This is a genomic window from Pseudoduganella sp. UC29_71 (assembly GCF_042693265.1).
In the GTDB taxonomy this organism is placed as follows: Bacteria; Pseudomonadota; Gammaproteobacteria; order Burkholderiales; family Burkholderiaceae_D; genus Rugamonas.
The window spans coordinates 1,196,445-1,221,164 of sequence record NZ_CP170549.1 but is presented as its reverse complement, the minus strand read 5'-3'; the positions used below and the strand labels follow the sequence as shown (position 1 = coordinate 1,221,164).

At 69.8% G+C, this 24,720-nt stretch carries 15 protein-coding genes and 3 pseudogenes; 7 read left to right on the top strand and 11 right to left on the bottom strand.

Annotated features, from left to right (window positions below; all coding sequences use genetic code 11):
• Positions 1–124 precede the first annotated feature (124 nt).
• The 4 genes and pseudogenes from ACFJI2_RS05430 to ACFJI2_RS05415 form a co-directional block, all read right to left on the bottom strand.
• Positions 125–967: pseudogene (locus tag ACFJI2_RS05430) on the bottom strand (TolC family protein); the annotation flags it as partial.
• A pseudogene (locus ACFJI2_RS05425) lies at positions 964–4,193 on the bottom strand (efflux RND transporter permease subunit). The pseudogenes ACFJI2_RS05425 and ACFJI2_RS05430, both read right to left, overlap by 4 nt.
• A complete protein-coding gene (locus ACFJI2_RS05420) occupies positions 4,190–7,372 on the bottom strand; it encodes an efflux RND transporter permease subunit (protein WP_377704081.1) in 3,183 nt (1,060 codons plus the stop codon). Before ACFJI2_RS05420 ends, ACFJI2_RS05425 begins: the two are co-directional and overlap by 4 nt.
• Before the next feature lie 34 nt (positions 7,373–7,406).
• Positions 7,407–9,248 carry an efflux RND transporter periplasmic adaptor subunit gene (locus ACFJI2_RS05415; protein WP_377704080.1) on the bottom strand — a complete coding sequence of 614 codons (1,842 nt, stop codon included), beginning with the start codon at positions 9,246–9,248 and terminating at the stop codon, positions 7,407–7,409.
• Positions 9,249–9,505: 257 nt separating this feature from the next.
• Between ACFJI2_RS05415 and ACFJI2_RS05410 the strand changes: the two genes are divergently transcribed.
• Positions 9,506–10,198, top strand: coding sequence for a response regulator transcription factor (locus tag ACFJI2_RS05410; RefSeq protein WP_107981127.1), 693 nt, complete (start codon positions 9,506–9,508; stop codon positions 10,196–10,198).
• A complete protein-coding gene (locus ACFJI2_RS05405) occupies positions 10,198–11,742 on the top strand; it encodes an ATP-binding protein (RefSeq protein WP_377704079.1) in 1,545 nt (514 codons plus the stop codon). The genes ACFJI2_RS05410 and ACFJI2_RS05405 overlap by 1 nt, the downstream gene beginning before the upstream one ends.
• Here the strand turns inward: ACFJI2_RS05405 and ACFJI2_RS05400 are convergent.
• The 3 genes from ACFJI2_RS05400 to ACFJI2_RS05390 form a co-directional block, all read right to left on the bottom strand.
• The gene (locus ACFJI2_RS05400) at positions 11,739–12,884 is read right to left on the bottom strand and encodes a PEP-CTERM sorting domain-containing protein (RefSeq protein WP_377704078.1); all 1,146 of its coding nucleotides are present in this window, start codon (positions 12,882–12,884) and stop codon (positions 11,739–11,741) included. The genes ACFJI2_RS05405 and ACFJI2_RS05400 overlap by 4 nt on opposite strands.
• 271 nt (positions 12,885–13,155) lie before the next feature.
• A complete protein-coding gene (locus ACFJI2_RS05395; protein ID WP_377704077.1) occupies positions 13,156–14,058 on the bottom strand; it encodes an anti-sigma factor family protein in 903 nt (300 codons plus the stop codon).
• Positions 14,055–14,549 carry a sigma-70 family RNA polymerase sigma factor gene (locus tag ACFJI2_RS05390; protein ID WP_107875014.1) on the bottom strand — a complete coding sequence of 165 codons (495 nt, stop codon included), beginning with the start codon at positions 14,547–14,549 and terminating at the stop codon, positions 14,055–14,057. Before ACFJI2_RS05390 ends, ACFJI2_RS05395 begins: the two co-directional genes overlap by 4 nt.
• Before the next feature lie 105 nt (positions 14,550–14,654).
• Between ACFJI2_RS05390 and ACFJI2_RS05385 the strand changes: the two genes are divergently transcribed.
• Both ACFJI2_RS05385 and ACFJI2_RS05380 read left to right on the top strand, forming a co-directional pair.
• The gene (locus tag ACFJI2_RS05385; RefSeq protein WP_377704075.1) at positions 14,655–16,040 is read left to right on the top strand and encodes a S8 family serine peptidase; all 1,386 of its coding nucleotides are present in this window, start codon (positions 14,655–14,657) and stop codon (positions 16,038–16,040) included.
• Positions 16,041–16,141: 101 nt separating this feature from the next.
• Positions 16,142–17,047: a hypothetical protein gene (locus tag ACFJI2_RS05380; RefSeq protein WP_377704073.1), complete on the top strand. Its 906-nt coding sequence runs from the start codon at positions 16,142–16,144 to the stop codon at positions 17,045–17,047.
• A 162-nt stretch (positions 17,048–17,209) separates the two neighbouring features.
• Here the strand turns inward: ACFJI2_RS05380 and ACFJI2_RS05375 are convergent, their stop codons facing one another.
• The 3 genes from ACFJI2_RS05375 to ACFJI2_RS05365 form a co-directional block, all read right to left on the bottom strand.
• The gene (locus tag ACFJI2_RS05375) at positions 17,210–17,749 is read right to left on the bottom strand and encodes a GNAT family N-acetyltransferase (protein ID WP_377704072.1); all 540 of its coding nucleotides are present in this window, start codon (positions 17,747–17,749) and stop codon (positions 17,210–17,212) included.
• Positions 17,746–19,617: a signal peptide peptidase SppA gene (gene sppA / locus ACFJI2_RS05370; protein WP_377704071.1), complete on the bottom strand. Its 1,872-nt coding sequence runs from the start codon at positions 19,615–19,617 to the stop codon at positions 17,746–17,748. The genes ACFJI2_RS05375 and sppA overlap by 4 nt, the downstream gene beginning before the upstream one ends.
• 72 nt (positions 19,618–19,689) lie before the next feature.
• Positions 19,690–21,168: a sodium:solute symporter gene (locus ACFJI2_RS05365; protein WP_377704070.1), complete on the bottom strand. Its 1,479-nt coding sequence runs from the start codon at positions 21,166–21,168 to the stop codon at positions 19,690–19,692.
• 100 nt (positions 21,169–21,268) lie between these two features.
• On the opposite strand from ACFJI2_RS05365, the gene dgt reads away from it, so the two are divergent.
• Positions 21,269–22,480, top strand: a complete 1,212-nt coding sequence (gene dgt / locus ACFJI2_RS05360) for a dGTP triphosphohydrolase (RefSeq protein ID WP_377704069.1) — start codon at positions 21,269–21,271, stop codon at positions 22,478–22,480.
• A gap of 118 nt (positions 22,481–22,598) precedes the next feature.
• On the opposite strand, the pseudogene ACFJI2_RS05355 reads toward dgt, so the two are convergent.
• Positions 22,599–23,809: pseudogene (locus ACFJI2_RS05355) on the bottom strand (MFS transporter).
• Positions 23,810–23,907: 98 nt separating this feature from the next.
• On the opposite strand from ACFJI2_RS05355, the gene ACFJI2_RS05350 reads away from it, so the two are divergent.
• The gene (locus ACFJI2_RS05350) at positions 23,908–24,156 is read left to right on the top strand and encodes a DUF3820 family protein (RefSeq protein ID WP_377704068.1); all 249 of its coding nucleotides are present in this window, start codon (positions 23,908–23,910) and stop codon (positions 24,154–24,156) included.
• Positions 24,153–24,716 carry a DinB family protein gene (locus ACFJI2_RS05345; protein WP_377704067.1) on the top strand — a complete coding sequence of 188 codons (564 nt, stop codon included), beginning with the start codon at positions 24,153–24,155 and terminating at the stop codon, positions 24,714–24,716. The genes ACFJI2_RS05350 and ACFJI2_RS05345 overlap by 4 nt, the downstream gene beginning before the upstream one ends.
• Positions 24,717–24,720: the final 4 nt, after the last annotated feature.

Here is a 24,720-nt window from a genome sequence, read left to right as displayed (position 1 = left end):
GCGCCATCACGATGCGCCCGGAGCCGTCCGGCTGGCGGGCCGGGGAGGCGCCTGGCAGCGGCGCGGCTGCGGCGGCCTGGGCCGGCAGCGACGGCAGCGCGAGGCTGGACGCTTGCGGCAGCGGGGCCAGGGTGAACTCGGCGGGCGCCTTGCCCAGCAGGACGGCGATCGCGTGTTCGAGCTGGGCGCGCTGGCGGGTGATGCTGATCAAGTCTATGCGGGCGTTGGCCAGCTGGGTCTCGGCCTGCAGCACGTCGGACTTGGCGGCGATGGATGCGTTGAAGCGGTTTTGCGTGATCTGCAGCACGCGCTCGTAGCCCTGCACGGTGGCGTCCAGCAGCGCCTTCTGCGCGTCGGCCTGGCGCAGCGCGAAGTAGTTGGCGGCCAGCTCGCCCTGCGCGGACAGGCGCGCCGCAGCCAGGTCGGCCGCGCTGGCGGCGGCGCTGGCGCTGGCGGCGGTACTGGCGGCGCCCAGGCGGCCCCAGATGTCCGGTTCCCAGCTGCCGCCCAGGTTCACGCGGTAGGCGCTGGAGGTGCGCGTGGCGCCGCCCCCGCCGCTGCGGTTGGCGCTGCCGGTCAGGTCCACCGCCGGGAACAGCTGCGCGCGCTGCTCGGCCACCAGTGCGCGCGCCTGGGCGTACGACGCGGCGGCGGCGGCCACGTTCTGGTTCGACACCTCGATGGAGGCGGCCAGCTCGTTCAATACGGGGTCGCCGAACAAGGTCCACCACGGGCCGCGTTCCAGCATGTCCGCCGGCGCGGCGGGCGCCCAGCCGTCGGCCTCCTTGAAGGCGGCGGCCTGCGGCGTGGCGGGCACCTGGTACTTGGGTCCGACCGCGCAGCCGGACAGCGCGCACGCGGCCAGCACGCAGGCGGCCAGCCCGGTCAGGCGCGGCGGCCGCGCAGCGGCGGGACCGGCGGGGTGAATGGCGGTGGCGCGGCGGGCGCTGGATGGGGACGGGTTCATGGCGTACTCGGTTCGGCAGTTGCCTGCCTGCTCAATTGGATTTCGGATTCGCTGCGGCTGCGCAGCTTGTCCATCAGGACGTAGACCACCGGCGTGGTCAACAAGGTCAGCAACTGGCTGGCGATCAGGCCGCCGATGATGGCGATGCCCAACGGCTGGCGCAGTTCGGAGCCTTCGCCGAAGCCGATCGCCAGCGGCAAGGCGCCCAGCGCGGCGGCCAGCGTGGTCATCAGGATGGGGCGGAAGCGCAGCAGGCAGGCTTCGCGCACCGCCTCCACCGCCGTCAGCCCGCGCGCGCGCTCGGCTTCCAGCGCGAAGTCGATGATCAGGATGGCGTTCTTCTTGACGATGCCGATCAGCAGGAACACGCCGATCAGCGCAATGATGGAAAACTCCATCTTGAACATCAGCAGCGCCAGCACGGCCCCCACGCCGGCCGACGGCAAGGTGGACAGCACGGTCACCGGGTGCACCAGGCTCTCATACAGGATGCCCAGCACGATGTAGATGACGACGATGGCCGCCAGGATCAGCAAGGGCTGCTGCTTGTTGCTGTCGTCGGCCGCCTTGGCCGTGCCCTGGAAGCTGCCGCGCACATTGTTCGGCATGCCGATGTCGGCTTCGGCCTGCTTGACGGCGGCCTGGCCGTCGCTCAGGCTGAAACCGTCGACCAGGTTGAAGGACACCGTGGTGGCCAGCTCGCCGTCCTGATGGTTCACCGACGTGGGCGTGGCGCTTTCGGCGAAGGTGGCCAGCGCCGTCAGCGGCGCCATGGCCGCCACCGAGGTGCTCAGCGCCGAGCCGGTCGACGCGTCGCGCGCGGCGGCCACATTGTTCGAGCCGCCGCCGGTGCCCTTGGCCGACACGTACACGTCCTTCAGCGCTTCCGGGCTCTTCGCGTATTCCGGCGCCACTTCCATCACCACCTTGTACTGGTTCAGCTCATCGTAGATGGTGGCCACCTGGCGCTGGCCGAAGGCGTTGTACAGCGCGTTGTCCACGTCGCGCACGCCGATGCCCATGCGGCTGATGGTGTCCTTGTCGATGGTGACGAAGGTCTCCACGCCGTTTTCCGCCTGGTCGGTGTCCACGTCGATCAACTCGGGCTGCTGCTTCATCGAATCGGCAAGCTTGCCGGCCCAGGCCTTGAGGTCGGCCCGATTGTCGCTCTTGAGCGTGTACTGGTAGGTGGAATTGGCCGAGCGCCCGCCCATGCGCAAGTCCTGCACCGTGTTCAGGAACAGCGACACGCCGGTGACCTGGGCCAGCTGCGGGCGCAGGCGCGCGATGACGGCCTGGCCGGACTCGCTGCGCTCGGAGGCCGGCTTGAGGTTGATGAACATGAAGCCGCCGCCGGCGCGCGAGCCGCCGGTAAAGCCCACCACGGTGGCCACGGCCGGGTCGCGCTTGATGATGTTGACCAGCTGGCGCAGCTTGCCCTGCATGGCCTGGAAGGAGATGCTCTGGTCGGCGCGCATGCCGCCGTTGATCTGGCCCGTGTCCTGCTGCGGGAAGAAGCCCTTGGGCGCGGCCGCGAACAGGTAGACGTTCAGGCCGACCACGAACACCAGGATGGCCATCACCAGCCACAGGCTGTGCAGCGCCCAGTCCAGCGAATGCTCGTACACCCGCAGCACGGCCTGGAAGCCGCGCTCGAACAGGCGCGCCACCCTGCCCTCGGGCTTGCCGTCGTGGCCGGGCTTGAGCAGCCAGGCGCACATCATCGGCGTGGTGGTGAGCGAGATCACCAGCGAGATCATGACCGCCGCCGACAGGGTGACGGCGAACTCGCGGAACAGCCGTCCCACCTGGCCGCCCATGAACAGCAGCGGAATGAACACGGCCACCAGCGACAGCGAAATGGACAGCACGGTGAAGCCCACCTCGCGCGCGCCCAGCAGCGCGGCCTTGAAGCGGTCCATGCCGGCTTCGATATGACGCGCGGTGTTTTCCAGCACCACGATGGCGTCGTCCACCACGAAGCCGGTGGCCACGGTGAGCGCCATCAGGCTCAGGTTGTTCAGGCTGAAGCCCAGCAGGTACATCACGCCGAAGGTGCCCAGCAGGGACACGATGGTGGCCACCGCCGGGATGATGGTGGCGCGCGCGCTGCGCAGGAAGGCGCTCACCACCAGCACCACCAGCACGATGGAGATGATCAGCGTGAGCTCGATTTCGTGCAGCGAGGAGCGGATGGAGTTGGTGCTGTCGGACGCCACTTCCAGCTTCACGTCCGGCGGCAGCTGCGCCTGCAGCTGCGGGATCAGGTCGCGCACGCCGTCCACGGTTTCGATGACGTTGGCGCCCGGCTGGCGCGTGACCAGCACGATGACGGCCGGTTCGCCGTTGAACAGGCCGAGCGTGTTCTTGTTCTCCGCGCCGTCTTCCACGGTGGCGATGTCGCGCAGGCGGATGGCGGCGCCGTCGCGCCAGGCCACCACCAGGTCGCGGTAGTCCGCCGCGTTGAGGCGGGCCGCCGGGTTGCCGACCGCGGAGCCGGAACCGGGCACCACGCCACTGGCGCGCGCGGGCGCCGAGTAGATCTGCAGGCGGCGCTCGTCGCCTTCCAGCGCCCCCTGGGGCGGTTGGCGTTGGAGGCCTGGATGGCGGCGCGCACGTCCTCCATCGACACGCCATAGCGGTTCACGGCGTACGGCAGCAGTTCCACGCGAACCGCCGGCAGCGAGCCGCCGCCGATCTCCACATCCCCCACGCCCTTCACCTGCGCCAGCTTCTGCTGCACGATGTTGGACACGGCCTCGTAGATCTGGCCGGGCTTGCGGGTGGGCGATGTGAGCGCCAGGATGATCACGGGCGCGTCCGAGGGGTTGGCCTTGCGGTAGGTGGGATTGCTGCGCAAGGTGGCCGGCAGGTCGGCGCGGGTAGCGTTGATGGCGGCCTGCACTTCGCGCGCGGCCGCGTCGATCTTGCGGTTCAGGTCGAACTGCAGGCTGATGCGGGTGGAACCGCTGCCGGAGGACGAGGTCATCTCGTTGACGCCGGCGATCACGCCCAGGCGCCGCTCCAGCGGCGTGGCTACGCTGGAGGCCATGGTGTCCGGGCTGGCGCCGGGCAGGCTGGCGCTGACCGAGATCGACGGATAGTCGACCTGCGGCAGCGGCGACACCGGCAGCACGAAGAAGGCGCCGATGCCGGCCAACGCCATGCCGATGGTCAGCAGCACGGTGGCGATGGGGCGCCGGACGAAGGGTTCGGACAGGTTCACGGCTGCGCTCCCGGCGGCACGGCGCGCGGCGGCGGGGCCGATGCGGATGCGGATGCCGGCGCGTCCTGTCTGCCGTCGTCACTGCGGCCGCTGCGGCCGCGCCAGCGCCGCCCCAGGCGGTCGAAGCCGAGGTAAATCACCGGCGTGGTGTACAAGGTCAGCACCTGGCTCACGATCAGGCCGCCGAAGATGGACAGGCCCAGCGGCCGGCGCAGCTCGGCGCCCTCGCCGAAGCCCAGCATCAGCGGCACGGCGGCAAACAGCGCGGCCAGGGTCGTCATCAGGATGGGCCGGAAGCGCAGCAGCGCGGCCTGATGGATCGCTTCCTGCGGCGGCTTGCCCGGGTTGACACCGTCGCCCCGCTCCGCCTCGATGGCGAAGTCGATCATCATGATGGCGTTCTTCTTGACAATGCCGATCAGCAGAATGATGCCGATGATGCCGATCACGCCCAGGTCCTGGCCGCTGACCATCAGCGCCAGCAAGGCGCCCACGCCGGCCGACGGCAGGGTGGACAAAATCGTCAGCGGGTGGATGTAGCTCTCGTACAGCACGCCGAGCACGATGTAGACGCAGATCACGGCCGCCAGGATCAGCCACAGCTGGTTCGACAGCGAGGCCTGGTAGGCGCCGGCCGCGCCCAGGAAGGTCATCGACACCGACGGCGGCAGCTTGATCTCTCCGGCCGCTTCGCGGATCGCTTCCACCGAATGGCCCAGCGACACGCCGGGCGCCGTGTCGAAGCCCAAGGTGGTAGCGGGATACTGCGCCACGTGGGTGATCTGCAGCGGCGCCGGGCGCTCGGTGATGCTGGCCACCGCCGACAGCGGCGTGGGCTTGCCGGAGCCGGTTTTCAGGTGCAGGTTGCCCAGCGAGTCGGTGGTGGTCAGGGTGTCCGGCTGCGCTTCCAGGATCACGCGATACTGGTTGGTCTCGGTGAAGATGGTGGAGACGATGCGCTGGCCGAAGGCGCTGTAGAGCGCGTCGTCGATGGCTGCGGCGGTGATGGACAGGCGCGAGGCGCTGTCGCGGTCTATGCTCACCTGCGCGGCCACGCCGGTGGCGCCGGCGTCCGACACCACGTTGCGCAGCTGCTCCTTCTTCTGCATCTGCGCGGCCAGCTTGCCGGCCCATTCGGTGACGGTGGCCGTGTCCGCGCCTTCCAGCGACACGCGGTACTGCGTGGGGCCGGATTCGGCGTCGATGGTGAGATCCTGCGTGGGCTGCAGGTAGATGGTGACGCCGGCCACGGCGGCCACGCGGCGGCGCAGGCGCTCCATGATCTCGTCCTGGTGGCCGCGCTTGTCCTTCAGGTTGATCAGCATGCGGCCGGTGTGCAGCATGGTGTTGTTGGCCGCGTCCACGCCCACCAGGGAACTCAGGGTGGCGACGTCCGGATCCTCCAGGATGGCGCGCGCGGCGGCCTGCTGCAGCTCGGCCATGCGGCTGTACGACACCGCCTGCGCGGTTTCGATGCGGGCCTGCAGCTGGCCGGTGTCCTGGGTGGGGAACAAGCCCTTGGGGATGAACACGTACAGCAGCACCGTCAGCCCCAAGGTGGCCAGCGCCACCAGCAAGGTCAGGCCCTGGCGCCGCAGCACCCATTGCAGCGAGGTGTCGTAGTGGCCGATCACCTTGTCGAAGAAGCGCTGCACGCGGCCGCCGAAGGAGTTGGGCGCGTCGTCCTTGTGGCTGGTGAGCCAGCGCGCCGACATCATGGGCACCAGGGTAAGCGAGACCACGGCCGAGATCAGGATGGTGATGGCCAGCGTGACGGCGAATTCGCGGAACAGGCGGCCCACCACGTCGCCCATGAACAGCAGCGGGATCAGCACGGCGATCAGCGACACGGTCAGCGAGATGATGGTGAAGCCGATTTGCGTGGCGCCCTTGATGGCGGCGGCCATCGGCGTCTCGCCCTCCTCGATGTAGCGGGCAATGTTCTCGATCATGACGATGGCGTCGTCCACCACGAAGCCGGTGGCGATGGTGAGCGACATCAGGCTCAGGTTGTTCAGGCTGTAGCCCAGCAAATACATGACGCCGAAGGTGCCCACCAGCGAGATCGGCACGGCCAGGCTGGCGATGACGGTGGCGCGCACGCTGTGCAGGAAGAAGAAGATCACCAGCACCACCAGCAGCACGGCCAGCACCAGCTCGAATTCGACGTGCTTGACGGAGGCGCGGATGCCGGTGGTGCGGTCGCTCAGCACGTCCACCTTGAGCGCGCCGGGCAGGCCGGCCTGCAGCTCGGGCAGGCGCGCCTTGATGGCGTCCACGGTGGCGATGACGTTGGCGCCGGGCTGGCGCTGCACGTTCAGGATGATGGCCGGCACCAGGCCGGCGCTGCTGCCGGACCAGGCGCCCAGCTTGACGTTCTCCGCGCTGTCGACCACGCGCGCCACGTCGGTCAGGCGCACCGGGGCGCCGTTGCGGTAGGCCACGATGAGGTTTTTGTAGTCCTGCGCGGTGACCAGCTGGTCGTTGGCGTTGATGGTGAACGAGCGCGTGGGGCCGTCGAAGCTGCCTTTGGCGCTGTTGGCGTTGGAGGCAGTGATGGCGGTGCGCAGCGTGTCCAGGCCGAGGCCGTAGGACGACAGCGCCTGCGTGTCGGCCTGGATGCGCACGGCCGGGCGCTGGCCGCCGCTCAGCGTGACCAGGCCGACGCCGGACACCTGGCTGATCTTCAGCGCCAGGCGGGTGTTGACGATGTTCTGCACTTCCGTCAGCGGCATGGTGTCGGAGGTGATGGCCAGGGTCAGCACCGGGGCGTCGGCCGGGTTGACCTTGGCGTACACGGGAGGCGCCGGCAGGTCGGTGGGCAGCAGCGAGCCGCCGGCGTTGATGGCGGCCTGCACTTCCTGCTCGGCCACGTCCAGCGTCTGGCCCAGGCCGAACTGCAGGGTGATGATGGACACGCCGGCAGCGCTGGTGGAGCTCATGCGCTGCAGGCCGGACATCTGGCCGAACTGGCGCTCCAGCGGCGCGGTGACGGTCTGGCCCATCACTTCGGGGCTGGCGCCGGGGTACAGCGTCTGCACCTGGATGGTGGGGAAATCGACTTGCGGCAGCGCCGACAGCGGCAGGAACTTGAAGCCGACCAGGCCGGCCAGCACGATGGCCAGCATCAGCAGCGAGGTCGCCACCGGGCGCTGGATGAAGGGACGCGACGGACTCATGGCGCACCGCCCGCGTGATGGATGCATGCGGCCATCAGCGCGCTCCCGGCGCCGGCGCGGACGATGCCGGCGCGGACGATGCCGGCACGCCGGCTGCCGGCGGCGCCGACGCGCGGGCGCCTGCCGACCAGTCGCGGTGGCGGCGTTCGCCCGGCGTAGCGCCGGCAGCCGCGCCATCGGCGGGAGAACCGGCGGCGGGCGAACCGCTGGCGGATGGAGCGGCGTCGCCCTCGCTGCGGCGGTGGCGGCGTTCGCCTGTCCCGGTGCCCTGCGCTGCGTCGCCGGAGCCGCCTGCCGCTGCGCCCGAGGCGCCGCCTTCGCCGCGGCGGTGGCGGCGTTCGCCGCTTCCGGCGTCCGTGCCGCGCGCGCCCTCGCCTCCGGCTCCCTGCCCCCCACCCTGCGCGCCTGCCGGCCCGGTGGCCGCGCCAGCGCCAGCTGCGCCCGCAGCGCCCGCTGCGCCTGCATCAGCGGCAGCACCGGCGCCGCCGCCCGCAGCCTGCCCGCCCTGGCCGACGCCCTGCCCGTCCCGCTTGCCGCGCCGGCGTCCTTCGCCGCCGCCCGCGCCCGGCTTATCGCCCGGCAGCACCACCCTGGCGCCGTCCTTCAGGCGGTCCGCGCCCTCGGTGATGACTTGCTCGCCCGCCTTCAGGCCGGTGCGGATCTCAACCTTGTCCACCGTGGCCTGGCCGCGCGTGACGGGGCGCGTGCTGACGGTCTTGTCGCCGTTCAGCACATAGACGAAATCGCCCTTGCTGCCGTGCCGCAGCGCGGTCACCGGCACCATGACGGCGTCCTTGATGGTGCGCAGTTCCAGCCGCACGTTGACGAACTGGCTGGGGAACAGCGTGTTCTTGGCGTTGGCGAAGCGCGCCTTGGCTTTGATGGTGCCGGTCTGCGTGTCGACCTGGTTGTCCAGCGCCGAGAAGCGGCCGCTGTCGAGCGTGACGGCGCGCGTGCGGTCCAGCGCAATGGCCGGCAGCGCCGCGCCCGCGCTCACGCCCTCCATCACCAGCGGCCCCTGGTCCTGCGGCACGGAGAATTCCACGTCGATCGGCGAGAGCTGGGTGATGACGGCGATGCCGGCCGCGTCGCCCGAGCTGACCAGGTTGCCGATGTCGACCACCCGCAGGCCGACCCGCCCGCTGATCGGCGCCACCACCCTGGTATAGCCCAGGTTCAGGCGCGCCGTGCCCTCGTTGGCGCGGTCGGTCATGACGGTGCCTTCCAGCTGCTTGACCTGCGCGGCCTGTGTGTCCACGTCCTGGCGCGCGATCGAGTCCTGCGACAGCAAGGTGCGGTAGCGCTCCAGCGTCAGCCTGGCGTTCTCCAGCTGCGCCTCGTCGCGCTGGCGCTGGCCCGTGGCCTGCATCAGCGCCAGCTCGAACTGGCGCGGGTCGATCTGGGCCAGCACCTGGCCGGCCTTGACCATCTGGCCTTCCTTGAACAGCACTTTCTGCAGGATGCCGGACACCTGCGGACGCACCGTGGTGGTGGCCGCCGCCGTGACCGTGCCCAGCGCATCCAGCACCACCGGGATGTCGGCTTGGTCGGCCGTGGCCACGCCCACCGTGGTGGCGCCGCCGCCGCGCCGCCCGCCGCCCCCGCCGCCTGGACCGCCGCCGCCCGGCCCGCCGGGGCCTGCGCCAGACCCGCCCGCTTGCGCGCCCTGCCCTGCGGCGGGATGGGTCAGGTGCCAGGCCAGGCCGCCCAGGCCGGCCATGGCGGCCACGGCCAGCACGCCGCCGATGAGCTGCGCGCGGCGGCTGCGCTTGGGGGTGGCGGGTTTGGCGGCTTTGTTATCGGTCGAGGGTGATGCGGGCGAAGTCATCGCGGTGTCCTTGTTCTTGGCGGCGCGCCCAGTACGCGCCGGTAGCATGAAACGACTCTAGCACATTGGTATTTTGCCTACGTGTCGGTTTGAAACAATTCGCGCCCGCGCCGCCGCGGTGCAGCATGGGGCCGGCCGGCCCAAAACCGGGGTAGTTTCCAACATGCAAGCCAGAGCGCCTGCAACGGCGGGCCGGCGCGCCGCCGCCGGCTGCGGCGGGAGCCGGTTACATGCGATCACCGCCCGATACAAAGCTGCTACAAAATAGTGGTGACCGGGGGCGGCCGGGCTCCGTAAAATGGGGCATGAGCGAACATATCCTGATTATCGAGGACGATCCGCGCCTGAGCGAGATGCTGTCCGAATACCTGACCACGGCCAAGTTCGAGGTCACCGCCCACACGCGCGCCAAGCCGGCGCTGGCCTGGCTGGCGGCCAACCAGGCCGACGCCGTGATCCTGGACCTGATGCTGCCGGACATGGACGGGCTGGAGGTGTGCCGCCAGCTGCGCGCGCACTCCAACATCCCGGTGGTGATGCTGACCGCGCGCGGCGACGCGATCGACCGCATCATCGGCCTGGAGCTGGGCGCGGACGACTACCTGCCCAAGCCCTTCGAGCCACGCGAGCTGCTGGCGCGCCTGCGCGCGGTGCTGCGCCGGGGCGGCGAGGCGCAGCGCGCGGCCAACGAGGTGCTGCGCTTCGGGCGCCTGGAGATCGAGCCGGGCGCGTACGGCGCGCGGCTGGACGGCAAGGCCTGCGAGCTGACCGCCTGCCAGTTCGACGTGCTGCTGATGCTGGCCCGGAACGCCGGCCGGGTGCTGTCGCGCGAGGCGCTGATGGACGCCACCAGCGGCGGCCAGGCCGAGGCTTTCGACCGGTCGATCGACGTGCACATGTCGCGCATCCGCGCCGCCGTGGAGGACGATCCCAAGCATCCGCGCCGCATTATCACGGTGCGCGGGGCGGGCTATCTGTTCGCCAAGGACCAGGACTGATGCCGCGCCTGTATTTCCGCTTCTACGCCGCGCTGCTGGCCAGCCTGGCGCTGCTGACGCTGGCGGTGGTGCTGCTGTGGCAGTGGGCCGGGGCGCCGGTGGAGCTGTCGGACCGCACGCTGGGCACGCTGCTGCGCAACGCGCTGCCGCCGGCCGAGGCGCCGCCCGAGCAGCAGCAGGCCGCGCTGGAGCGCATGACGCGCGGCCTGCGCGCCGACATCACGCTGTTCAGCAAGGACTGGCAGCGGCTGGCCTACGTGGGCGAGCCGCTGGAACGCCCGGACCGGCGCCAGCTGCGCGCGCAGCGCATGGCGCAGCTGGAGCGGATGCAACGCATGGACGGCGGCCAGGAGGGGCAAGGCGGCCGTTGGCAGCGCGGCGAGCGCGGCGCGGAACACGGCGATGCAGGCGGTGCGGGCGACGCAAGCGATGCGGGCGCGCGGCGCGGCGGCGCCGCACAGGACGGCGGCATGGGCGGCGCGGCGGCGGACACGCAAGATGCGCTGGACGCGAAGGACGACGAGCGCACGGCGCCACGCGCCGGGCCGCTGGACCGCGCGCGGCGCTGGGCGCGCGGCGACGAGGACCTGGACCGCCCGCTGCGCCAGCGCCGCTTCCAGATGCGGCTGGACGACGGCCGCCACATCGTGTCGAACACGCCGCTGCGCCAGATGCCCTCGCGCATGCGGCTGCACACCATCCTGATCGGGCTGGCCACCTTCATCGCCATCGCCGCCTATCCGGTGGTGCGGCGCGTGACGCGGCGCCTGGAGCAGCTGCAGCTGGGCGTGGAGTCGCTGGGCGCGGGCAACCTGTCGGCGCGGGTGGAGGTCAAGGGCAGCGACGAGGTGGCCGCGCTGGCAGCCAGTTTCAACCGCTCGGCCGACCAGATCGAGGCGCTGGTGGGCGCGCACAAGACCATGCTGGCCAACGCGTCGCACGAACTGCGCACGCCGCTGGCGCGCATCCGGCTGGCGCTGGAGCTGACCAAGGACAACGTGGACCCGAAGCGCCGCGCGGGCCTGGAGCAGGACATCGCGGAACTGGACCAGCTGATCGACGAGATTCTGCTGGCCAGCCGCCTGGACGCGGTGGGCGAGCGCACGGAGAACGAAGAGCTGGACCTGCTGCCGCTGGCGGCCGAGGAATGCGCGCGCTACGACGAGGCGGACCTGGACGGCGAATCGCTGCCGGTGCGCGGCGACGCGCGCCTGCTGCGCCGCATGCTGCGCAACCTGCTGGAGAACGCGCGCCGCCACGGCCTGCCGCCCACCACGGTGAAGCTGCGCCGCAGCGGCGCGGGCGAGACGGCCTGCGCGGAGATCGTGGTGCAGGACGCGGGGCCGGGCATACCGAAGGCGGAATTCGACAAGGTGTTCGAGCCCTTTTACCGCAGCAGCAATGCGCGCGACAGCGTGGGCACCGGGCTGGGCCTGGCGCTGGTGCGCCAGATCGCGCGCCGCCACCGCGGCGACGCGCGCTGCGCCGAGCTGCGCACGGGGCACAGCGCCTTTATCGTGACGCTGCCGCTGGCGCGGGACTAGGCGGGCGCCGCCTGCGCCGGCAACGCGTTGCGGCCTTGCCTGCGCGCGCGCCAGCCAAGCAGCCCGAGCCCGGCCAGCAGCATGCCGCAGCTAGCCGGTTCCGGCACCGGCGACAGCAGCGCCGCGTAGCAGCCTATGCCGTCGCGGCAGGCACGGCCCACGATCTGGCCGCTGTCGTTGATGTCTTCCACCTCGGTGATGCGCCAGTTGCCGCCGCCGGAAAGCAGGGTGTCCAGGTCGTACTGCACGCCATCCTGATACAGATAGGCATGCTTGCCCTGCTCGCTGCCGTCGGCCCAGTTTTCGCCCACCACGTCGCCGTGGTTGTTGATCGCCTTGGCCGCGTTGCTCATGCCCAGGCTGCCCAGCGCCCGCAGCACGCCGTCCTGGTAAATAAAGGAATGGAAGCTGAGGGCCTGGTTGCCGAAACCGTGGTCCGACAAGCCGACCACCGTGCCTGCGTCGTTCACGTCGGTGGCCGCGCTATTGCCTTCGAGATCGCTTGGCAGCGCGCCCAGGTCCACGGCCTGGCCGTTGGCGTAGAGCATCGCGTGCCGGGGGCCGCCGTCTATCCTCCCGGTGCCGGCCACCTGGCCCGCCTCGTTAATGGCCGATACATGGTTCAGCGGCAGGATGGTCGTCGTGCCGTGGCTGTCCATGTAGGCGCCGCTGGCGCCGTTGGTTTGCTGATTCGCCACGACGGTGCCGGCGCTGTTGACGCCGGCCGGCGAGACATAGCTGAACCAGCCTGACACATCGTACTGGGGAGAAAACGGGGCCGGCAAGGTGGTCGCCGCGCCCTGGAAATACAGCAGGCCGGCATTGATCGTGATCCGGCCGTCGTCGATCAGGGCGATTTCCGTGCTGCCGACCACGTGCCCCATTTCGCTGATGCCGGTGGGGGTGCGCATCGGCGCCGGCAGCATGGTCCGCCCCCCCGCGCTCCAGGTGAAGGCGCTGCGCCCTTCGCGGTCCGGCTCGCGCAAGGAACCGAGCGCCACGCCGGCATTGTTGATTGCGGACACGGCGCTGGCGTTGGGCCTGCTGTCCAGCACCGTGACGCTGTAACGCGGCGCGGCCGCGAGGGCGCTGCCGGCGGCGCAGAGCAGCATGGCCGGGAGCAGGCAATGAGATTTGGGCATGGGGTGTCTCCGGATTGGGACGAGGGACATCCATGCTAACGCTGGCAAGGCCGCGCACCGCAGCGGCGCGGCTTTATTTTATTGTGTGGATATCGGTGTACCGTGCGCGCGCCATACGGCGTATGCTGGGGAGGGGGTGGCACGGGTTGACGCTGAGGTGGCGGGTTACGCACCTGCGGTGCTAACCCGCCCTACCTGCCCTACCCGCCCTATCCGCCCTACCCAGCCCTCGCTGCCTACCGGGCAACCTGGCAACCTGTGGGGGCGCGCGTTAGCGCCAGCCGCGCTGCTGCGCGGCTTTTTCGGCTTGCGCGTCGAGCGCGGGGCCGGCGATGCGCGCGTCGATGGCTTCCAGCACGGCGGCGGGCATGGCGCTGCCGGCCTGGCGGTAGTCGCCGCCGGCGCCCTTCTCCGCTTCGGCCAGCACGGCCAGCTTCCATTGTTCGCCGCTGCGGCAGGCCAGGCCGGCGGCGCTGCCGGCGGTGAAGCTGCGGCACAGCGCGCCGTCGGTGGCGGCAAACGTTACGCCGATCCGCACGGCGCCGTCGCCGGCGCCCGCACCGGCCTGCCCGCTGCCCGCCAGCTGATTGGACAAGGCTTCCGCCAGCCGCCCCTGCGCGACGGGCACACCATCAGCGCCCTGCACGGCCACGAGCACGCCCACCGGGCCGGCAGCGCCCGCACCCACGCCTGCGCCTGCGCCCGCGCTGGCGACGCGCTCGGCGGGGCTGGCGTCATGGCCGCCGCCCAGCACCACGCTGCCCACCAGCACGCCCACCGCCAGCGAGGCTGCCATGGCGCCCCATTCTGGCCAGGCCCAGCGGCGCCTGAACGCGTGCTGCGCCTCCTGTGCCTCTTGCGCCTGCAGCGTCTGCTGCATCCTCCTTGCCTGCGCTTCCGCCACCTGCGCGGACCGCGCTTCTTCGCGCGCGGCGCGTGCCGCGCCCAGGTCGCGCACCTGCTCGGGCATGGCGGCGGCCAGCAGCGCGGGCGGCACCGGCTCCTCGGCGATGGGCGCGAACGCGGCGAACACGTCCGAGCGTAGCGCCTGGTGCTGCGCCACGCGCGCGGCCAGCACCGGGTCGGCGCGCACCGCGCGTTCCAGCTCGCTGCGCGCCGGCTCGGCCAGCTCGCCGTCAGCGTAGGCCATCAGGGTTTCGTCGGTGATGCTCATGGTGCAGTCCTCGCAGTATCGGATAACAGGTCTTGCAGCGCCGCGCGGGCGCGCGCCAGGCGGCTGGTCAGGGTGCCCATCGGGATGTCGAGCACCTCGGCGGCCTCTTTGTACGGCATGCCGTCCACCAGCACCAGCGCCACCACGAGGCGGTGTTCGTCGGACAGCAGGCTGACGGCTTTCTGGATCGCCATGCGCTGCTGCTGCGCCTCGGCGGCGGCGTCGCCCACGTGTTCGCCGGCTTCCTCGGGAGCGAACACGCGGTCGCGCCGCATGCGCGCGCGCGCCTCGTCTATCCACGCGTTCTTCATGATCCTGAACAGCCAGCTGTCGAGCCGCGTGCCCGGCTCCCACTGCGCGCTGCGCTGCAGCGCGCGTTCAACGGCGATCTGGACGAGATCGTCCGCATCCTCCCGGTGATAGGTGATGGTGCGGGCAAAACGCCTCAGGCGCGGCAGCAAGGCGGCGATGTCGGTATTAATCGTTGTCATCGTTGGCATGAATAACCGGTAAACGACGCGGCGAGGGATTTTAATCCCTGTCCCGTTCGTTTAACCAAAAGAAAGTGCGATTTCTTATACTATCATTTGACTATCATGCCTATCCGAACCTTGATTGCCGCGCTGGCGTGCGCGTTGTGCACGAGCGCCGCCCATGCCCAGTTGCGCTTGCCGCAATTGCCACTTCCGCAAGTCCCCCAGCTGCAGCAGTTGCAGGACCCGCTGCGCGACAGCCGTCGCCTGCTGGACCGCGCCGACGCCGGCGACCTGCGCGCGCTGCGCCTGGAGCGCATTGCCGGCCTGCTCAGGCAGCACCGCGCCGAATTGGAGGCGGACCCGCGCGGGGAACCCATGGTGCGCGGGCAGATCCTGGCCTGGTCGCCCAGCGCGCAAGGACTGGCGGCGGCGCAGGCGGCCGGGCTGGCCGTGGATGGCGAACAGGTCATCGATGGCGGCGAGCGCATGGCGGTGCTGCGCGTGCCCGCCGGCACCGCCACGGCAGCGGCGCTCGCGCAACTGCGCATGCTCGATCCGGATGGCGCCTACGACTTCAATCACGTATACATGGGCAGCGGCGCGGCAGGCGGGAACCCGGCTGGCGCGGGGACCGCTGCTGGTGCGGTGGCGGCTGCGGGAGCCGCTCGGGCGGCGGCTGCGGCTGCGGGTACGGCTGCGGCTGCGGGCGCGGGCGCGGGCATGGACGCGGCGGCGCGCGGCGGCGCAGGGGCGCGTGTCGGCCTGGTGGACGGCGGCGTCGAGCGCGGGCATGAGGTGTTCCAGGACTCATCCATTGTGCGCTGGGGTTGCGACGGCGCGGCTCATCCCAGCCAGCACGGCACGGCGGTGGCGGCGCTGATGGTGGGGCAGTCCAGCCGCTTCAAGGGCGTGGCCCCGCAAGCGGCCTTGTATGCGGCCGACATCTATTGTGACAGCGCCACCGGCGGCTCGGCCGCGCGCGTGGCCGCCGCGCTGGGCTGGATGGCGCGCGAGCAGGTGGCGGTGGTCAATCTGAGCCTGGTCGGCCCGCCGAACCAGATCCTGGAGCGCGTGGTGGCCGGCATGGTCAGGCGCGGCTACCTGCTGGTGGCGGCGGTGGGCAACGACGGCCCGGCGGCGCCGCCGCTGTATCCGGCCAGCTATCCCGGCGTGGTGGGCGTGAGCGGCGTGGACAAGCGCGGGCGGCCGCTGCCGGAAGCGGCGCGCGGGCCGCAGGTGATGTTTGCGGCGCCGGGCAGCCAGATGGTCAGCGCCGCCGTCGGCACGCCGCCGTACCGCGTGGTGCGCGGCACGTCCTTCGCGGCGCCCATCGTGGCGGCGCTGCTGGCCGGCGCCCTGCCCCGGCCCGCGCCGGATGCGGCCCGCGAGGCGCTGGCGGCGCTGGCCAGGCAGGCCGTGGGCGCGGCGCCCGGCACGCAGAGCAACGAGACCGGTCACGGGGTGCTGGGCGCGGCGTTCCGCACCGATCCGTCGGCGTTTCAATAAATTTTAAAAATATTTTCAGGACGATGGATTAAACGACTGAGCAGGGACGTTTTCCTATCAACGGCGGCAGACAGTCTGCGGCCAACGACCAGGAGAACATCATGAAGAACCAGACCATCGCTAAACAACTGATCATCGCTCTGTCCATCGGCGTGGCTTGCTCGGCGCAGGCGCAATTGCTGGGCCGTGGCGGTCCGGTAGGCGGCATGATAGGCGGCGCGGGCAGCTTCGGCGGGCAGCTGAGCGGCATGGGCAGCATGCACGCTGCCGGCAACCGCGCGTCCACGCTCGATGCGGCGCGCTCGGCCACCAGTGCTGTTGACGGCCGCAGCGCTGTCGATGGCCGCAGCGCCGTTGATGGCCGCAGCGCGGCCGGCGCGCCGTCGGCAGCGGGCGCGGACGGCGCGGCCGCAGGCCAGAAACCGGGCTTCTTCAGCAGTTTGTTCGGCTCGAAATCCGCTGCGGCGGATGGCCAGGCGGCGGGCGGCGCAAGCGGCAACGGCTCCCTTGCCAGCAACCTGGCGCCGGCCGCGGCCCCCGCCACAGCCCCCGCCGCAAGCACCGCTGCGCAGCCAGCACAGCAAGTACAGCCAGCACAGCCTGCACAAGGCGGGCATGCCGCTGCCAATGGCAACGGGAGCGGGAACTTTGGCATCTCGGTGGCAGCCGATGGCAGCGGCAGCCGTCAACTGGCGGGCACTGCGGCTCAAGCGGGACGCGGCACGGCGGCGCCTTTGCGCGACGGTGTGAAAACCCAGGCGGACAGCACCCGCGCCTACGCGCAGTCCAGCGCGGCGAACGCTTCCGGTGCCGCAAAGGGCAGCAAGCAGGCTGCCGCAAGCGGCGCCAGGAGCGCGGCAGGCAGCGTTGGCGCACAGCCACCGGTGAACATCCAGGGCTCGGCCGGTGGTAGCGGCTCGGCGAGCGGCAGCGGCTCGGCCGGCGGCGGCAGTTCGTCGCACGGCAGCGGCGCGTCGAACGGCAGCGCGTCGAACAGCGAAACGTAAGACAGCGAAACGCAAGGCAGCGAAACGTAAGACAGGCGGCACTTGGCTCCTGGGCAGAGGTCCGGCCTACGGCAGCTGACCGATGCGAGACTGCGGAGCCGGCGGGCCGCTTCAGGCGAAGCGGTCCTCAGAACGGTTGACGCTGTCCGACCAGGGGCCAACTTAGAAACACACCACCCACATGCCGACGGTATCGCCGTCGGCATCGATCCGGGTGCCGCCGAACTGGAAGCCCAGCTTGCGAACGACGCCGATGGACGCCGTGTTATCGGGAAGGACTTCGGCGCACACCTCGCGCACGCCGCTGGCGAAGGCGAGATCCAGCATGGCCCGCACGGCGCGAACCGCCGCGCCCTGTCGGCGATGCGCAGGGGCGATACCGTAAGCGATTTCAACGCGCCCATCTGCAGGCTCGCCCTTGAAGCCGCAACCGCCGATAATCACACCGTCCTCGCGCACGATGAGAAACGTGGCGCACCAAAACTCGGAGCCGCCCTGCGCGATGCGGTCCAGCGCGCGCTGTGCCACGAACGCAGGCGGCAAGGCGCCCGGCTGCGCGCGCCCTGCCATGCCGGCGGGAATGCGGGTAGCCGCCAGATCGGCCAGCTCGCCCAGCGTCAGTGGCCGCAGCGACAACTGCAACGCCGCCGACGCACTCTCCGGCGCGGCCGCCGCTATCGCAGACGGCACGGCATCCGTCACGGCGACTCGCACAGGCAGTGCGTGACCGCCGTAAACGGCTTGCGCTTGTCCGCCACTTCCGACAGCCAGCTCAGCTCATGCGCCGCCTCGGCCGCCGCGCCCAATGGCATGCCGGTCGGCGCCAGCGACGCCTTGATGTAGGGCGACAGCGCCTGCGCCGCAGCATGCGCCGCCGAGCCGCCGAAGAACTCCACGATGCGGTCGAACTTCGACACCTCGCGCTCGATGTACGCCACGCGGTAATCGCTGCCCAGCTTGGCGCGGTCCGCCGCCGCCTTCAGCGCGTCGCCATACGTGCCCACGCGATCCACCAGCCCGCGCTCCTTGGCCTGCACGCCGGTCCACACGCGGCCCTGCGCCACCTCGTTGATCTTCTCCGGCGTCGTCTTGCGCGCCGCAGCCGCCTTGGTGGTGAACTCGCTGTAAATGTGATTGATGCTGCCCTGGATCACCTGGCTGAAGCGCGGGTCCAGCGGACGCAAAGGGTTGGCCGCATCGGCCAGCCACGTGGTCGTCACGCCCGCCGTATGGATGCCAAGCTTGTCGATCACCTTGTCGGCGCGCGGCAGCAGCGCGAACACGCCGATGGAACCGGTAATCGTGTTCGGTTCGGCGATCACCTCGTCCGACGACATCGAAATCCAGTACCCGCCGGACGCGGCCACGTCGCCCATGGACACCACCACCGGCTTGCCGGCCGCGCGCGTCAGCTCCAGCTCGCGGCGGATCAGCTCCGAGCCGAACGCGCTGCCGCCCGGCGAATTCACGCGCAGCACGATAGCCTTGATGCTGCTGTCCTCGCGCGCCATGCGGATCAGATTGGACGTGGACTGGCCGCCGATGGAGCCGGCCGGCGCCATGCCGTCGCTGATCTCGCCCACCGCCATCACCACGCCCACCGCGTCGCCCAGCGCCTTCGGATGCACGCGCGCCAGATAATCCTCATAGCCCACCTGGCGGAATGTCTTGCCCTGCGCATCCTTCTCGCCGCGCTCCATCATCAGCGTGCGGATTTCATCGCGCGTCTTCAGGCCGTCCACCAGCTTGGCGTCCAAGGTCACCTTGCCCAGGTCGCCCTTGGCCGCCTCCACCAGCGCCGGCAGGTCGTTGATGTTCTTCATGATGTGGCCCTGCGGCAGCTTGCGCGCCTTCTCCACCTCGTCGGTGTAGCTGGCCCACAGCGCATTGTTCAGGTAAGCCTCGGCCTCGGTGGCCGCCTCGGATGGGCCGTTGGCGATGTAGGGCTCGGCAAAGCTCTTGTACGTGCCCACCTTCAGCAGGTTGACCGTCACGCCGATCTTGTCGAGCGCGTCGCGGTAGTAATTGCGGTGGCGGCCGAAGCCCTCCAGCAGTACCGCGCCCATCGGATGGACGTAGACTTCATTGGCGTGCGCCGCCACCAGGTACTGGCGCTGGCTGTAGCTCGAGCCCCAGGCCACCACCTTCTTGCCGCTGGCCTTGAAGCGCTCCACGGCGCCGGCCACCTCGCGCAGGCTGGCCTGGCCGCCGCCTTCCAGCTCGTCCAGCAGCAGCACGGCGCCGGCGATCTGCGGGTCCTTGGCGGCCGCGTCGAGCACATTGCGCACGTCGCGCAGCTGCACGGTGCGGCGCACCTCGCCGCCCAGCAGGTTGGCCTTGACGGCCTCGCGCACGCCGGCGCTGCCCTGCTCCACCAGTTCGCCCTTCAGGTCCAGCACCAGCATGGTCTTGGCGCCCAGCGGCTTGGCGCCGCCGCTGAAAATGGCGATGGCCAGGATGATGAGCACGATCAGGAACAGCACATTCAGTACGGCGCGGCGGCCAAAGTCCAGCGCGCGCCAGGCATAGGCAAAACCGCTGCCGATGCGGGAAACAATAGATCGTGACATGGATGCTCCTTGAATAATTTAAATCTGACAACACTGTAAGCGAAATCGGCCAGTTTTGCCCATGAAAAATACTTAGGGAACGCTTACGGCCTGGCCTTCGCCGGGCACGCGCGCCGGCGCCGAAATCAGGAACAGGCCGGCCATGACCAGCAGACCATTCATGATAAGCAGTTCCAGCCCCAGCTGGTAGCTGCCGAATAGCAAGGCCTGATGGCGGTCAATGAGCCAGCACAGCAGCGGCCCGGCCAGCACCGCCAGCGGCACCCAGCGGTCCTGCACGGTGCGCCGCGTCAGGATGCCGAAGGCGAACAGGCCCAGCAGCGGGCCGTAGGTGTAGCCGGCCAGCTTCAGGATCACGCCTATCATGCTGGCGCTGTCGATCCACTTGAACACCATCACCAGCGCCAGGAACAGCGCGCAGAAGGCCAGGTGCACGCGGTGGCGGGTGCGGGTGCGGGCGCGCTCGTCCTGCCCGGCGCGCCGCTGCAGGCCCAGGATGTCGATGCAGAACGACGAGGTCAGCGCCGTGATGGCGCCGTCGGCGCTGGGGAACAGCGCCGACACCAGCGCAATGAAGAAGATCAGCTGGATGGCGGCCGGCATGTGGCCCATCACCACCGCCGGGAACAGCTTGTCGCCGGCCGCCGCCACGCCGGCAACGGGCGCGTACAGGTGCAGCAAGCCGCCGAGGAACAGGAACAGCGTCAGCACGCCGATCAGGATCAGCGTCAGCGCCACCATGTTTTTTTGCGAATTGCCCACCGTACTCACCGAGATATTTTTCTGCATCATCTCCTGGTCCATGCCCGTCATCGCGATCGTGATCGCCATGCCGGCCAGCACCTGCTTCCAGAAATAGGTGGGGCTGTCCACGTCCAAGGTCAAGACCCGCGCCAGGCCGCTGTCCTGCATGCGCGCCAGGCTGTCGAGCAGGCCCAGGTCCAGCTGCTGCAGCAGCCAGCCGGTGCAGACGACCAGGCCCAGCAGCATACCGGTGGTCTGCAAGGTGTCGGTCCAGACGATGGTCTTGACGCCGCCCTCGTAGGTGTAGAGCAGTATCATCAGCAGGATCACGCAGTTGGTGGCCCAGAACGGCACGCCCAGGCTGTCCAGGATGGTGGCCTGCAGGATGTTGACCACCAGGTACAGGCGCGCCGTGGCGCCCAAGGTGCGCGACAGGATGAAGAACGCGGCTCCGCTCTGGTAGGCGCGCCGGCCCAGGCGCACGTCGAGGTAGTGGTAGATCGAGGTCAGCCCGAGCCGGTAGTACAGCGGCAGCAGCACATAGGCCACCGTGACGTAGCCGAAGGCATAGCCCAGCACGATCTGCAGGTAGCCGAAGCCGTCGCGTCCGACCGCGCCCGGCACGCTGATGAAGGTCACGCCGCTCAGCGTGGTGCCCACCATGCCGAAGGCCACCAGCATCCAGTTGCTGTTCTTGTTGCCGATGAAGAAACTGTCGTTATTGGCGTTGCGCGAGGTCAGCCAGGCCACGCCCAGCAGCAGGGCAAAGTACGCGAGGACGACGCTAAACAGGGCAACGGGCGACATAGGGGATTCCGATTCAGAAATATTTCGCCAGCAATATACACCCGATCCGGCGCGCGCTCGTCTAAAATCCCTTTGCCCTTCCATCACCCAGAGTTATCGCATGTACTCAGCAGAAACGATCGCCTACGCGCGCGACCAGGAAACCCTGGTGCGCCCGCTCGAATACCGCGTGCACCAGCAGCAGGACAGCCGCAGCGACGGCCGCGAGGACGCCATGCGCGACTATGCGCGGGTGCTGTACGCGGCCTCCTTCCGCCGCCTGCAGGGCAAGATGCAGCTGCTCGGCGTGGACGCCAACCAGTCCAACCGCAACCGCCTCACGCACAGCCTGGAAGTGGCGCAGATCGCCCGCTCGATCGCCGCCGACATGGGGCTGGAGCGCTGCGTGGTGTCGGAAACTTGCGCGCTGGCGCACGATATCGGCAACCCGCCGTTCGGCCACTACGGCGAGAAGATCCTGAACGCGCTGTGCACCGAGCACGGCGGCTTCGAAGGCAATGCGCAAGCGTTCCGCATCCTGCGCACGCTGGAAAAGCGCCACTACGGCTACGCCGGCCTGAACCTGACGGTGCGCACCCTGTTCGGCATCACGAAATACTTCCACACGCGCAGCGAGAACGCGCGCAAATTCCTGTACGACGAGGACCACGCCTTCCTGACCGCCGAGCTGGCGCGGCACGGCATCGCCGCGCGCAAGAGCATCGACGCGCAGATCATGGACTTGTCCGACGAAATCGCCTACGCCGCGCACGACGTGGAGGACGCGCTCAGCTTCGGCATCATCACCGTGGGCGAGATCGCGCACGAATTCAAGATCAGCGCCGACTATGCCGGTGCCTACCCACTGTTCTCGGCCATTGCCGAGCGCGCCCACAACGAGGCGCTCAAGTGCGAGCAGCAAGCCTCGTCCGAGGAATACTCCATCGTGCTGCGCAAGGAACTGACGTCGGAAATCGTGCACACCCTGTGCCGCGACTTGGCCGTGGTGGACGGCCAGCTGGGCTACCGCAGCGCCGAACTGCTGGCCAAGGGCCTGAAAAGCCTGCTGTGGAAAGCGATCCTGCGCAAGAAGGACGTGCAGCTGTACGAAAAACGCGGCGAGAAGATCATCCGCGGCCTGTTCGAGGTGCTGACCGACAAGCAGTACAACAAGGACAACATCCTGCTGCCGCCGGAGCTGCGCTGCCTGAAGGACAGCCGCGAGCGCCTGGTGATCGACTATATCGCCGGCATGATGGACTCGTACGCGGCGCAGGAATACGAACGCTATTTCGGCCCCGGCAGCCTGGACGCCATCTACCGGCGCGCCTGACGCGGGACCCGGACCGCCGGCCCAGCTGTGCGGCCTGGTGTGCGGCCCGGTGTGCGGCCCGGTGTGCGGCCCGGTGTACGGCTTGGTGTGCCGCTTGGTACGCCGCTTGGGATGCCGCTTAGTGCGCCGCCACGCGCACCGTGCGCGGGGCCGCCGCGTCCACGGCGCGCGGGTTCAGGCGGTCCAGGCGGCCGCTCAGCGCCGTCAGGCCCAGCGCGCCCAGCACCACCAGCGCGCCGATCCAGCCCGTGTGCACCAGGCCCAGGTGCTCGACAATCAGCCCGCCGCCCCAGGCGCCGCCGGCGATGCCGAGGTTGAAGGCCGCGATGTTCAGGCCCGAGGCCACGTCCACCGCGCGCGGCGTGTAGTGCTCCGCCTGCTGCACCACGTACACCTGCAAGCCCGCCACGTTGCCAAAGGCCACCGCGCCCCACAGCAACACGGTCGCCACCACCAGCCACGGATGCGGCGCCGTGAAGGTCAGCGCCAGCAGCACCGCCGCCAGGCCGGCAAAGATGATCTTCAGCGCGCCGACCGGGCCGCGCCGGTCGGCCAGCTTGCCGCCCCAGATATGCCCACCGCAACCGACACGCCGTACACCAGCATCACCAGACCCACCGCGTTCTCGCTGAAGCCCGCCACGCCCTGCAGGATGGGCGCCAGATAGGTGAAGGCGATAAACGAGCCGCCATAGCCCACCGCCGTCATCGCATACACCAGCAGCAGGCGCGGCTGGCCCAGCACCTTGACCTGCTGCAGCAGCGAGGCCGGCGCACTGTGCTGGATCGCCTTCGGCACGAACAGCAGGCTGCCGACAAAGGCCACGACGCCCAGCGCCGACACGGCCAGGAAAGTGGCGCGCCAGCCGAAATGCTGGCCGATGAAGGTGCCCAGCGGCACGCCCGTCACCAGCGCCACCGTCAGGCCGGTAAACATGATGGCGATGGCCGAGGCCGCCTTCTCGCGCGCCACCAGCGAGGTGGCGATGGTCGAGCCGATCGAGAAGAACACGCCGTGCGCCAGGCCGGTCAGCACGCGAGCCACCACCAGCGACGCATAGCCGGGCGCCAGCCACGCCATCAGGTTCCCGGCCGTAAACAGCACCATCAGCGACAGCAGCAAGGTCTTGCGCGGCAGCTTGCCGGTCAGCGCCGTCAGCACCGGCGCGCCCACGGCCACGCCCAGCGCGTACAGGCTCACCAGCAGCCCGGCCGACGGCAGGTTCACGCCCAGATCGGCGGCGATGGTCGGCAGCAGGCCGACAATGACAAACTCGGTGGTCCCGATGGCAAACGCGCTGATGGTCAGCGCCAGCAAGGCAATAGGCATGACATAACTCCTGTAAAGTAGATGTCACGCAGTATCACTGCATTCATTCTTTCGAAAAAGATGCCGCCGGGCAGAAGATATTTGAACCTGAATCAACAATGAACCTGGACTCCGACGCCCTGGCGCAGCTGCTGCGCTATGAAATGCCCTACGGTAAATACAAGGGCCGGCTGCTGGCCGACCTGCCCGGCCACTACCTGGGCTGGTTCGCGCGCGAAGGCTTTCCCGCCGGCCAGCTGGGCGCCCTGCTGGCCCTGATGTACGAACTCGACCACAACAACCTGCGCGGCCTGCTGGACCCCTTGCGTCCGGCCCGGCCGCGCCCGCACCCGAGCACACCCCGATGAGCCGCAGCCGCCATATCCAACTCCTGTCCCGCTACAACAGCTGGATGAACCAGAAACTGTACGCGGCGGCCGCCGCGCTGCCGGCCGACGAGCTGGCGCGCGACCGGGGTGCGTTCTTCGGCTCGCTGCTGGGCACCTTGAACCACCTGGTCGTGGCCGACACCGTGTGGCTCAAGCGCTTCGCCGCCGACGGCGCGCTCTCGCCGGCCGCGTCGCCGGCCGCGTGCGCCGCGCTGGCGCCGGTGCGCGCGCTGCCCATGCCGGCCAGCCTGGACGCGCCGCAGTTCACGGCGCTCGCGCCCATGGCCGCGCACCGCGCCTGGCTGGACGGCGTGATCGCCGCCTGGACCGGCGCCCTCGGCGACGCCGACCTGGACGCCGTGCTGCGCTACGCGCGCATGAACGGCGACAGCCACGCCAAACCGCTGTTCGACGTGCTGCTGCACTTCTTCAACCACCAGACCCACCACCGCGGCCAGGCCAGCACGCTGCTGTCGCAAGCCGGCGCGGACGCCGGCGTGACCGACCTGCTGATGCTGATCCCGGACCTCGACGCCTAACGCC

Coding starts and splice junctions, on each gene's coding strand:
- ACFJI2_RS05420 (WP_377704081.1), bottom strand. CDS start 7,372: ATGAGTCCGTCGCGTCCCTTCATCCAGCGCCCGGTGGCGACCTCGCTG.
- ACFJI2_RS05365 (WP_377704070.1), bottom strand. CDS start 21,168: ATGTCGCCCGTTGCCCTGTTTAGCGTCGTCCTCGCGTACTTTGCCCTG.
- ACFJI2_RS05410 (WP_107981127.1), top strand. CDS start 9,506: ATGAGCGAACATATCCTGATTATCGAGGACGATCCGCGCCTGAGCGAG.
- ACFJI2_RS05390 (WP_107875014.1), bottom strand. CDS start 14,549: ATGACAACGATTAATACCGACATCGCCGCCTTGCTGCCGCGCCTGAGG.
- ACFJI2_RS05380 (WP_377704073.1), top strand. CDS start 16,142: ATGAAGAACCAGACCATCGCTAAACAACTGATCATCGCTCTGTCCATC.
- ACFJI2_RS05385 (WP_377704075.1), top strand. CDS start 14,655: ATGCCTATCCGAACCTTGATTGCCGCGCTGGCGTGCGCGTTGTGCACG.
- dgt (WP_377704069.1), top strand. CDS start 21,269: ATGTACTCAGCAGAAACGATCGCCTACGCGCGCGACCAGGAAACCCTG.
- ACFJI2_RS05395 (WP_377704077.1), bottom strand. CDS start 14,058: ATGAGCATCACCGACGAAACCCTGATGGCCTACGCTGACGGCGAGCTG.
- ACFJI2_RS05350 (WP_377704068.1), top strand. CDS start 23,908: ATGAACCTGGACTCCGACGCCCTGGCGCAGCTGCTGCGCTATGAAATG.
- ACFJI2_RS05415 (WP_377704080.1), bottom strand. CDS start 9,248: ATGCTACCGGCGCGTACTGGGCGCGCCGCCAAGAACAAGGACACCGCG.
- ACFJI2_RS05400 (WP_377704078.1), bottom strand. CDS start 12,884: ATGCCCAAATCTCATTGCCTGCTCCCGGCCATGCTGCTCTGCGCCGCC.
- ACFJI2_RS05405 (WP_377704079.1), top strand. CDS start 10,198: ATGCCGCGCCTGTATTTCCGCTTCTACGCCGCGCTGCTGGCCAGCCTG.
- ACFJI2_RS05345 (WP_377704067.1), top strand. CDS start 24,153: ATGAGCCGCAGCCGCCATATCCAACTCCTGTCCCGCTACAACAGCTGG.
- sppA (WP_377704071.1), bottom strand. CDS start 19,617: ATGTCACGATCTATTGTTTCCCGCATCGGCAGCGGTTTTGCCTATGCC.